Source organism: Mycobacterium paraseoulense, from assembly GCF_010731655.1.
In the GTDB taxonomy this organism is placed as follows: Bacteria; Actinomycetota; Actinomycetes; order Mycobacteriales; family Mycobacteriaceae; genus Mycobacterium; species Mycobacterium paraseoulense.
Genome location: NZ_AP022619.1, coordinates 2,445,766 through 2,455,957 on the forward strand (window position 1 = coordinate 2,445,766; position 10,192 = coordinate 2,455,957).

Consider the following 10,192-nt stretch of genomic DNA (forward strand, 5'->3'; position numbering starts at 1 on the left):
AGTTTATTCTTTATTCGTGCGAACATAGATGGCCCAGGTCAGAACCGCGAAGCCGATGTAGCACACCAAGAAGATCCATAACGCCGGCGTCTCGGTGCGAGCGGTCAAGTAGGACTGCCGCAACACGATATCGATCGCGAAGCCACCGAACGCCCCGACCGAGTCGGCGAACCCGACCATCGCTCCCCCAACGTTTTTCGACCACTCCCTACGGTCATCGTCGCTGAGGTCGAGTGAGCGGCTGCGCGCCTCGAACACCGACGGGATCATCTTGTAGATCGATCCGTTGCCGACGCCGGAGAGAAGGAACAGACAGACGAAGCCGACGGCGTAACCGACTATGGATGTGGTGGTGAGGCGGCCGCCATTGTTGTCCTCCAGCGTACTGGCGAAGACGAGCACACCCGCGGCAAGGCTCATACCACCGAAGACCGCCAGGGTCACCCGGCCACCACCCACCCGGTCGGCGAGCTTGCCGCCGTAGACCCGCGCCAGTGACCCCAACAGCGGTCCCACGAAGGCGATTTGGGCTGCATGCAGCGAAGCCTGCGCGGAGCTTTGCCCCGCTTCGGTGAACTTCATGTGCAGCACTTGGCTGAGTGCGAAGGAGAATCCGATGAAGGATCCGAAGCTGCCGACATAGAGCAGGGAGAGCAGCCAGGAGTCGCGCTCCTTGATCATCTTCCGCATGGCAGCGAAATTGACTCGATACCCCTTGATGTTATCCATGAACATGAATGCGCCGATGCCGGTCGCCGTCAACAGCACCATGTAGAGCCCCGACACCCAGTACGGCTGCCGGTGGCCGGCCACCGCTATCACCAGCAGGCCTACCAGCTGGACCACCGGCACACCGATGTTGCCCCCGCCCGCGTTGAGCCCCAGCGCCCACCCCTTGAGCCGCTGGGGATAGAACGCGTTGACATTGGTCATGGAGGCGGAGAAGTTCCCGCCGCCCAGTCCGGTGAGCGCCCCACACACCAGGTATGGCCATAGCGGCAGACCCGGATTGGCCAGCAGCACGATGGTGCCGGCCGCCGGTACCAGCAGCACCACGGTTGAGGCCACCGTGAAGTTGCGTCCCCCGAAGATGCCGATCGCGGCCGTGTAGGGGATGCGCATCAGGGCGCCGACCAGGGTGTTGACGGCAACGAGCAGAAACTTGTCGCTTGCGGAGAACCCGTAAACAGATTCGGGCATGAAGAGCACCAGTACCGACCACAACGACCAGACACCGAAGGCAACGTGGTCGGTCGCGATCGACCATGCCATGTTTCGGTGTGCGACGGCTTTATTGCCGTCCTCCCAAGCCTTGGTATCTTCGGGGTTCCAGTCCAGGATGTCGTGCGAGCGAGTCATGCTCATCGCGTGCCCGAGTCCGCCGTCCGGAAACCCCGCTCGCCGGACGATTGGCTGTGATTTACCTAGTAAATCCTTGTGAAAGTGCATTCATTCGGTCGCTCAAGGGAGCCGACTCTTGCAGCGGGCCGCGGGCGTGCCGAAGAGTCGGTAGCCCTTGTCGGTGTCGATCTGCGGATCCACGCCATCCTGAAACAGCAGGATGATGTCCGAACCACCGAACTGGAAGTAGCCGAATTCTTCGCCCTTCGCCATGCGCTTGCCTTCCACCGCACTGAGGATCACCGACGACACGTGGGCCATGCCTACGGGGATGACCGCGACAACGCCGATGTCGTCGGAATCCGAAGCCGACGTGTCGATGGTGACCACGCCCCGATTCTGGAAGAACTCGAACCCGGTGGTCGCGCTATCACTCGAGTTGAACTCGTGCCCCTCCAGGGACACCTGCATGAACACTTGTCCGCTGATGGTGAACGCCTCCTTCACCAGGCCCGACACCGGCAGGTGGTAGCGGTGATACGAATTGGGCTTGAGCATGTAGTGCACAAACGTTCCACCACCGAAGCTTTCGCTGTATGCGCTGCCCTCGAGCAGTTGCTTGACATTGCCGAATCTCTTGACGCCCTTCAGTGTGACCGGCGGGATGTTGGAGTCGCCGTCGATGTCGTAGGCGTGCTGGAAGACGCAGTCGGCGGGAGAGGTCACCACCACGTTGCTGGCGGGTTCGGCGATCGGGCGCAATCCGCCGTTCAACTCACGTCCGAAGAACTGATTGAACGTCAACCACCCGCTAGGCATGTTGGGTTTACCGTCGATCAGCGACTCATGCACCCGGTACTCGGGGGCGTGATCGATGAAGGACTGCAACGTCTCTGGGCTGAACGACTCAGTTGTGTCCAGGAAGCTGCCCCATTGCCGCGAGAACTCGGTCATCCACCCGCGAAAGGCCTCGGAACCCTGCGGCGCGGCCCCCTCCACCTCCTGGTCGACGAGAAAGAAAAAGTGGGCTACCCGGTCGTTGACCTCTTCGGCCTGTCTCTCTTCGGGTTCCAACTCCCGCCATGCCTTGGCATCGGACTGGCGGGGTATCCATCTGATGAAGCGCTTCAGGTAACCCTGGTATTCATCAATGTCGCCCGGCCACTCGAGCGCGTCGAACAACTCGGGTCGCAACTCTGCCTCGGCCGACTGACGAGCCTGCTTCAGCGAGCGCTCCAGGAGCTCGGCCAGCCCTTGTTCCTTCTCGACGACATCGCACAGCTTGCGGACAATTGCATCAGGATCGCTCATCTGACTTTCTCTCGCGTGTTCATGCCATGTACGCCTAGGGGACTTACCCACAAACGAACCGCGGTAACCAGGACAACGTGTGCGATGGTCAGCCCGGACTAGTATCGGCCGACGGCGAGCGCGACGTTGTGTCCGCCGAATCCGAACGAATTGCCGATCGCCTACCGGTAGCGCCCCGCGCGCGGCTCGCCCGACACCACGTCCACATCGATCCCGGGCTCGAGGTTCTCCACGTTGAGCGTCGGTGGAATCACTTGGTCGCGCAATGCGAGCGCGGTCCGGATGGCCTCCACCGCACCGATCGCACCCACCGAGTGACCTGTTGATCGCCTTGCTCTCGGCTAGATCTCCGACCGTGGTGCCGGTCGCGTGGGCGTTGACATGGTCAATGTCCTTGGCGTCCAAGCCGGCACGCTGGATCGCGGTGCGACCATGTGGTAACCGTCGGAGCTGTGTAGTCACGTATCGAGCCTTGCGCACCATCGCCGACGATAAAACCCCTGCAGTGCAAATGTTTTCGAAACCATAGAGTGTCGTACCGCACCGACGAAGTACGTTCGTTTCCTGGCCAGCAGTTCGTTTGGTGAAGGCAGCGAGCGCTAACGCCGATGACCACGGCGCATGAAAAGCGACTTAAGGGGAAGCCCCCGATGTGCGGAGGACCGCGATGCCGCGGGGACGAGCCGCGGTTGCCCCGTGAACGGACAGGAGTTCGCCGATATGTACCACGCGGCCACCACCGCGGCTCCGCCCATGCACGCAACCCCTGAGGCGCGCGATGACGATCCGGCTCAGTAGCCTCAGGGTCTCGCCTGACGCGTTCGCATCGGTGATGGCGACCGGGATCTTGTCGACCGCCGCCGAGAATCATCACTACATGTCGATCAGCAACGCGCTCAGTCTGATCGCAGTGCTGGCGTGGGCGCTGCTCATTGTTCTCACGATCGTCAGCGCCGCGGCGCAACCTCGGCCTCTGCCGTGGGATTTGGCCAAGCTCGAGAACACCATGCCACTGTTGACCTTCGTTGCTGCATGCGCCGTGCTGTGTAACCGGCTTTCGTCCGACCATCCGCTGGTCGTTCCGATACTTGGCGCCGTCGCCGCCTCGGCGTGGCTGGGTTTGATGCTGGTCAGCATCCGCAACATCGCAAGGCGACGCCTGGCCGGCCTGCGCGACCAAGTCCACGGCGCATGGCTGCTGTCGAGCGTGGCCACATCGGGCCTGGCGATCGTGGCCACGAAGCTGGCAAGCAGCACCGGCCGCAGCCCATGGTTTATCGCCGCGGTGGTTGCGTGGGCCACGGCGCTGGCCGCGTACGTCGCAACGACCGCACTGATCGTGTGGCGCGCCGTCGCGGAGCGTCTGGATCGTCACGGATTCCAACCCGACGCTTGGATCCTGATGGGTGCGTTGGCCATTGCCACAGTGGCAGGCCACGACATCAACCTTCAGGCCCGGAACTGGTGGGCGCAGGGTCTGTACGCGACCATGCTGACGGCCTGGATCGCGGCAACGTTGTGGATTCCCCCGCTGATCTACTTCGGGTTGCACCGCGTTGAAGAGCGACCCAAGCTGCTGCGCTTTACCGGTGCCTGGTGGACACTGGTCTTTCCGCTGGGAATGTATTCAGTGGCTACGAACATGATCGCCGGCGAGATACATCTACGATCGCTGCAAACCGTTGCGCTGGTGATCTTTTGGGATGCGTTTCTGGCCTGGGCCATTGTGGCGATCGCCGGTCTGTTGCGTATCCCGCGTGCCCTCACCAAAGTGCAGCACTAGCGTCGGTCTACCGTGCGTCGCTAAAGCGGTTGTTGAAGCGCGATATTCGCGGGGGTTCGCTACTAACTCGGTAGCGTCACCTTGGGCTTGCCATTCTTCACGTGTACCGCATGGGTGCCCGGCTTCTTGCGCAGTTCAGCCAGCAGGTTATCGAGGTTGTCGGGATCGGTATGCCAGTGCTGCACGCTGTCCGGATTCTGAGACATTTCCGCGACCACCTTCTGCAGGTTCTCCGGCGAATCACTGTCTTTGAGACTCGTACCATCTTTGGCCGAGCGGTCGCGACCCTTGCCGGCGCCGGCGCCGGCCACCGCGCGGGGAACCGCGGCGCCGAGCGCACCGCCGGCCATGCCCGCCACCGCCAGACCGCTGAAAAAGCTTCCCTCGCTCACGGTGGCTGCCGCGACGGCACTCTCGGACGTACCCGACAGCACGGCCGCGACAGTCCTGATCGCCGGGGTTGCGACGGCCCAACTCGGCGGAACAGCCAATCCCCCCACCAGGCCGGCTTGGCCGACGGTGGCCGACACCGTCGATCCCAATGCCGGTGCGGCTGAGCCGAGTCCGGCCGCTAGGCCTGGCGTCGCGGCCTTCACCGCGACCGTCAGGTCGCCCAGATGCCGCGCGCCGATCACTAATCCCATAATGGTACTGATCAGCACGTCGTTGGCCGGCAGGACTGCCTTCGGTATCAGCTCGACGTTCCCGGCCAGCTTCGCCAGCGAGGACGAGTCCAGGTTGCTGAGCAGACTTGCCAGGGAGGACGCCGATGGCGGATTCACCGCGGCGGGGGCCGCAAGATTTCGCAGCGCGCTCGGTGTGGCGGACGTCAACTGGGACAACGCGGCCTGGCTATTCGTTCCGGCCGACGTGCCGACAACTTGGCTCACGGCGGCGGTCTGCCCCGCGGTGCCGGCAGGGTTGGTGTTTTGCGCGGGCGGATCGAACGGCGTTACCGCGGCGGCCGCTGCCGATTGACCGGCATAGCCGTACATCGCTGCCGCATCCTGGGCCCACATGCGGGCGTATCGGGCTTCGTTCGCCGCGATCGCCGCGGTGTTCTGACCGAAAGTGTTTGTGGCGATGAGCGACTCGAGCTCGGCGCGATTCGTTTCGATCACGGGCGGCGGTACGGTGGCCGCGAAGGCGGCCTCGTAGGCCGCCGCGGCCGCCCTGGCTTGGCTTCCACTCTGTTCGGCTTGCGCTGCCGTCGCGTTCAACCATGCCGCGTACGGCGCGGCAGCGGCGGCCATCCTCACCGAAGACGGACCCAGCCACGCAGTGGTCAGCCCCGAGATCACTGAGGAATAGGAAGCCGCGATCGAACGCAGTTCCGCGGCAAGCTCATCCCACGCCGCAGCGGCGGTCAACATCGATCCCGATCCGGGGCCCGCGTACATGCGCGCGGAATTGATCTCCGGTGGTAACACCCCGTAGTCCATTGCTGGCCTCCTCAATTCGCCCGGAGTGAGTTTGTGGCTGCGACCGCTGACAGTGACGTCGCACCGGTCGTCATCATTCGGCCGCCTCGTGGATCACGAAAATGTTGGCCGTGGTGGCCTCCCCTGCGGCGGGGGCGGCGCCGCCCATGCCGGCGGAACGGGCCGCGGCCCCGCCGGTTCCAACCATTGCGCGACCGGCCAACCCGGACAAGGCCATGTTGCCGACCAGGCTTCCCTGCCCATCGGCCGCGAGCGCCGCGGGGACGGCGCTGAGGCTGCTCTGGGGCAATGTCGCAGCGATCGTCTTGATCTCGGGGGCGGCGGACGCCCAGCCTTGCGGCACCGACAAGCCACCTACGAGTCCCGCCCGACCAACTCCGGCGGATACCGGCGCGCTGACCATCCGCGGGACGCCCGCGGCATCCGCCTTGGCCAGGGCTTTGGAGTAATTCTCCGACGCCCTGGTCAAGTTCGCGGCGGCCTGCGGCGTCAGATAACTCTGTATGCCCAGAAGGTAAGGAACACCGGGGATGGTGAACAGCGACGCCGGCGACAGCGGGCCGGTGATGAAGCCGTCGAGCGCCGAAAACAGTGATGGCGGATCGGCCGCCGCTGCGGGCGCCGCGGACTGCGCGGGCGCGGCGAGGGTCTGCAACGCCTGAGGCATCGCCGTTAACAGTTGCGGCAAGTGCGTCGCCTGAGCGCCGGCCGCCGTGCTGGTGGCCTGGCTTACCGCCGCGGCCTGTCCCGAGGTCCCGGCCGGATTGGTTGTCTGCGGCGGCGGGTCGAAGGGCGCCACCTGTGCGGCCATCGCGGAGGAGCCCGCGTAGCCGTACATGGCGGCCGCATCCTGCGCCCACATTTCCAGGTACTCGGCCTGGGTGGCCATGATCGCCGGGGTGTTCTGCCCGAAGAAATTGGTCGCGATCAACGCCAACAGCCGAGCACGGTTCGCCGCGACCGACGCGGGCGGCACTGTCGCCGCAAACGCGGCCTCGAAAGCCGCGGCCGCGGCCCGCGCCTGGGCGGCCGTCAGCTCGGCCCGGCCGGCGGTGGTGCTCATCCACGCCGTGTAAGGCGCGGCCGCAGCCGCCATGCTCGCCGAGGATGGACCCTGCCACCCGGCCGTCAATCCCGAGACCGCCGAGGAATGACTCGCCGCCGTCGCGTGCAGCTGCGCGGCCACGTCGTCCCACGCAGCTGCTGCCGCCAACATTGGCCCGGAGCCGGGCCCGGTGTACATACGTGTCGAGTTGATCTCCGGCGGGAGCATGCCGAAATCTATTGCCATGCAACACCTCCTGCCTAGGGCCGCGAACCACCCCGCAATCCACCCCGACCGGTGCATTGCCTAGCGTCACCCCGGCGACTTCCCGTATCCGCGCGTCATACGCTGGGAATGCGCGTACCAAATCCTGTCGATACGCTGTAAACAATTACTTTATGCAATTGTTTCTTACTACATCATTAGGACGGCCCTCAGATGTTCCAGCGATGTCCGCCTGGGTAATCACCGTTGACGAAGGCAACGATGAAGGTCTGCGGGGAAGGACGGCCGCATGGGCATGGCACCGGAGAGTCACGTGCACGTCAACATCGATGACGACGTCGAGTTCCTCAGCGAGCAGATCGAGAGACTCAGGTACCTCGCCGAACAGAAGGAAGCGTCCGACGTCTTCGGCGACGAGGACGTTTACGACCTCAGCATCCGATGGGGAACGGCGCTGGCCGGACGGCTGCCACGCATGGCGCACTATAGTTCGATCGGCTTGCTCAGCGACGCCGACGAGCGCCGGTTTCAGTCGTTATGTCACGAGTTGCAAGCGGTAGGACCCCTGATCCAGAGGTTTAACCTAGCTCGTCCGAACCTTACGGGCCGGCGAGACGACCACGCGGATGATCGGAAGCGGCGCTCGACGAAGTGGCGGCGACCAGCTCGCTCATAGCTCGTGTCACGCGATCGACGATCTAAGGGAAACCGCGCGATCCCGCTGCTCTTCGGACAGAAAGTCCTTGCCGCACAGCCTGATCGCGGTCCGGGGTTTGGGGCATTCGGGATTACCACAGGTCAATGCCACCATGTAGGCGTCCGGCTCCTCGTCCAGAAAAAGAAAACCCATGATCATCGCATCCCCGACAGCAAAGTCGTTGGCGCCGCACGCCTCGCAATGTCCGCCTTTCACCGCAATCAGCTCCAGCACACGTTGACGCGCGCCGGCATCCAAACTGATCAGCTCGGGGCGTACCCCCACGTGCTCGCCGGCACCCTCGGTCATCTCAGATCTCCACGTCCTTGTCGTAGAAGACGCGGTCCTCACGCCAGCCCCCGGTACCGAAGCCGATACCGGCGAAGTCCTCGACGAACTCGATCTGGTTGATCCATTTCGTCATCTTGAATCCCACCTGGGTCTCCACCCGCAATCGCAAGGGGGCGCCGTGCTTGATCGGCAGCGGCACGCCGTTCATCTCGTATGCCAGCAACGTCTGCGGCTTGTGCGCGAATTCCAAATCGATGACCTCGTAGAACTGCCCTCCGCCATGTGACGCCGGTTCGTCGGTGCTGTTGTCCTGCATGCTCAGAAAACAGACGTACCTTGCCTGAGGAAGGGGTCGCACCAACTCCACCAATCGGCCCAAGTGCAATCCCTTCCATTCGGCAATGCTGGTCCAGCCCTGCACGCAGTTGTGCATGACGCACTGGGCCTCCGGCTCGGCCAAGGACCGCAGCGCGGCGAGGTCCAAGATCACCGGGTTCTCGACGAGGCCGCCCACCCGGAGTCGCCAGTCGACGAAGTTGTGGACGGCCATCACCTTGAAGTCCATGCTCGTCGGGGGCTTGCCGTTGACCCGGTGCTGCGCCGAGATCTTGCTTGCCGGGTAGTTCTGCCGGGAATTCAGCGGGCGCAACAACACCCGCCGAACGGCGGACACCACGGCCCCGAGTGTGCGCTGGACCGATCGCGGATTGCGACTGCTCCAGAGCGTGGCCGCAACGTGGACGCCGATGACCGCCGCGACGATGAGCAAAGAAAGCCCCGTCGCCCAGTAGATGTTGCGGACGGAGCCGAAGATCATCAGCGCGGTGAGCCTGCCCCATCCCCAAAAGAAAATCATCGACAGGTGGATCACGATGAAGATCAAGAACGCGACCAGCCCCAAAAAGTGCAGACTGCGCGCCCACTGGCGCCCGCCCCACATCTGTACGTACCAGGGAAACCGCGCCTCGATCGCCGGGGACTGAGCGGCACCAGTCAGGATCTGAAACGGCGCCAGGACGAAGATGACGCCCGCATAGGTCAGCTTCTGGATGGCATCCAGCGGTTGACCGGGCAGCACCGACGGCAGATTGAACGACATGTAGGTGACGATGTCATTCCACGCGTCGGGGAAAATCGACCACGAGTACGGCCAGTACCGGTGCCATTGCCCTGTCGCGAAAAGCAATATGTAGTACGAGAGCCCCACCAGGATCCAACCGATGACCGAGAAAAAGTGCCAATGGCGGCCGATGCCCAGCTGTGCGTGGCCCGGCAACGAAATCAGCGGGTGATAATCCTCTTCTTCGTCAAGCGTGTCGTAGATTCTGTCGCGCGGCATGACCTTGCGGGTAAAGCGCGCCCATTCGGTGCCCGGTTTGCTGTCGTCGTGCCAGTACAGCTTCGGGTGGGTGGAAAGTATCTCGATGCCGCTGCGAATGATCAACGTCACGAACAGCAGGTTTAGCCAGTGCTCGACGCGCAGCCATGCCGGGTAATCGAGCGTTGTCATGCCGGGGCTCCCATCAGTCGGGCCATTGCCGGCGTTGCGGGTACGCCACATTGATGCCCGACAACACCGTCGTGTGAACCGCGACGAAAGCCGCGGCGAACGCCATCGCGAAGGTGCCGGGCGCGAAGTCCCATCGGCCCGTTAGGGCGACCAGTCCCGGAAGGCTCACCCACCGACTGACCAGATAGACACCCAGAAAGGCCAAGCACACCAGGCTGCCCCAATACCAACCGGCTTGCGGTACAACTGGTTTCGGCGCGAAAACCATGGCGCCAACCGCGATCGTGCAGGCGACCGCCAGCACAGCTGTGTAGACAGCAAAATACAGCGGCGGGTCCGGTTCGGTCAGGACAACGTAGACATGCACGGCTACCAGACCCATCAGGAGCGATATCCCCGAGGCGGTCACCGCTCGCGGCACGTTGAAGGCGACCCAGCCATTCAGGGTGAGCAACGGCGACGACATGATGCGCCGCCAAAGCGAGGTCAACGGCCGGGGGACGACATTGGCCATGGCGGCGAGGTACCCACGCTGATCAATTGCAAA

General features: G+C 63.7%; 9 protein-coding genes and 1 pseudogene. 2 read left to right on the top strand and 8 right to left on the bottom strand.

Translation table 11 applies throughout. The features are described from left to right. Nucleotides 1-3: 3 nt before the first annotated feature. The 3 genes and pseudogenes from G6N51_RS11180 to G6N51_RS11190 form a co-directional block, all read right to left on the bottom strand. Nucleotides 4-1,359: a nitrate/nitrite transporter gene (locus G6N51_RS11180; RefSeq protein WP_174814309.1), complete on the bottom strand. Its 1,356-nt coding sequence runs from the start codon at nt 1,357-1,359 to the stop codon at nt 4-6. Nucleotides 1,360-1,461: 102 nt separating this feature from the next. Further along, on the bottom strand, nt 1,462-2,703 hold the full coding sequence (locus G6N51_RS11185) for a phosphatidylserine decarboxylase (RefSeq protein ID WP_232078338.1): 1,242 nt from the start codon (nt 2,701-2,703) through the stop codon (nt 1,462-1,464). Nucleotides 2,704-2,750: 47 nt separating this feature from the next. After that, nucleotides 2,751-3,075 (bottom strand): annotated as a pseudogene (locus tag G6N51_RS11190) (beta-ketoacyl-ACP synthase); the annotation flags it as partial. Between the two features lie 355 nt (nt 3,076-3,430). On the opposite strand from G6N51_RS11190, the gene G6N51_RS11195 reads away from it, so the two are divergent. Continuing rightward, nucleotides 3,431-4,435, top strand: a complete 1,005-nt coding sequence (locus G6N51_RS11195) for a tellurite resistance/C4-dicarboxylate transporter family protein (RefSeq protein WP_083170355.1) — start codon at nt 3,431-3,433, stop codon at nt 4,433-4,435. Between the two features lie 62 nt (nt 4,436-4,497). Here G6N51_RS11195 and G6N51_RS11200 read toward each other — a convergent pair whose 3' ends face one another. Continuing rightward, nucleotides 4,498-5,877 (bottom strand): PPE family protein, encoded by a 1,380-nt coding sequence (locus G6N51_RS11200; protein WP_083170353.1) that lies wholly within the window; start codon nt 5,875-5,877, stop codon nt 4,498-4,500. Between the two features lie 73 nt (nt 5,878-5,950). Beyond that, nucleotides 5,951-7,162, bottom strand: a complete 1,212-nt coding sequence (locus tag G6N51_RS11205; RefSeq protein ID WP_083170516.1) for a PPE family protein — start codon at nt 7,160-7,162, stop codon at nt 5,951-5,953. 274 nt (nt 7,163-7,436) lie between these two features. On the opposite strand from G6N51_RS11205, the gene G6N51_RS11210 reads away from it, so the two are divergent. Next, nucleotides 7,437-7,823 (top strand): hypothetical protein, encoded by a 387-nt coding sequence (locus G6N51_RS11210; RefSeq protein WP_142274889.1) that lies wholly within the window; start codon nt 7,437-7,439, stop codon nt 7,821-7,823. Between the two features lie 6 nt (nt 7,824-7,829). Here the strand turns inward: G6N51_RS11210 and G6N51_RS11215 are convergent, their stop codons facing one another. Genes G6N51_RS11215 through G6N51_RS11225 form a run of 3 tightly spaced genes read right to left on the bottom strand, consistent with a single transcriptional unit; the run spans nt 7,830 to nt 10,159 of the window. Next, nucleotides 7,830-8,153, bottom strand: coding sequence for a hypothetical protein (locus G6N51_RS11215; RefSeq protein ID WP_083170351.1), 324 nt, complete (start codon nt 8,151-8,153; stop codon nt 7,830-7,832). Between the two features lies 1 nt (nt 8,154). Continuing rightward, nucleotides 8,155-9,645: a molybdopterin-dependent oxidoreductase gene (locus G6N51_RS11220; RefSeq protein ID WP_083170349.1), complete on the bottom strand. Its 1,491-nt coding sequence runs from the start codon at nt 9,643-9,645 to the stop codon at nt 8,155-8,157. Nucleotides 9,646-9,658: 13 nt separating this feature from the next. Further along, on the bottom strand, nt 9,659-10,159 hold the full coding sequence (locus G6N51_RS11225) for an oxidoreductase (protein ID WP_083170347.1): 501 nt from the start codon (nt 10,157-10,159) through the stop codon (nt 9,659-9,661). Nucleotides 10,160-10,192: the final 33 nt, after the last annotated feature.

Bases quoted from the DNA above. Each gene is read 5' to 3' on its own strand.
- G6N51_RS11225 (WP_083170347.1), bottom strand. From the start codon at position 10,159: ATGGCCAATGTCGTCCCCCGGCCGTTGACCTCGCTTTGGCGGCGCATC.
- G6N51_RS11210 (WP_142274889.1), top strand. From the start codon at position 7,437: ATGGGCATGGCACCGGAGAGTCACGTGCACGTCAACATCGATGACGAC.
- G6N51_RS11195 (WP_083170355.1), top strand. From the start codon at position 3,431: ATGACGATCCGGCTCAGTAGCCTCAGGGTCTCGCCTGACGCGTTCGCA.
- G6N51_RS11200 (WP_083170353.1), bottom strand. From the start codon at position 5,877: ATGGACTACGGGGTGTTACCACCGGAGATCAATTCCGCGCGCATGTAC.
- G6N51_RS11180 (WP_174814309.1), bottom strand. From the start codon at position 1,359: ATGACTCGCTCGCACGACATCCTGGACTGGAACCCCGAAGATACCAAG.
- G6N51_RS11215 (WP_083170351.1), bottom strand. From the start codon at position 8,153: ATGACCGAGGGTGCCGGCGAGCACGTGGGGGTACGCCCCGAGCTGATC.
- G6N51_RS11220 (WP_083170349.1), bottom strand. From the start codon at position 9,645: ATGACAACGCTCGATTACCCGGCATGGCTGCGCGTCGAGCACTGGCTA.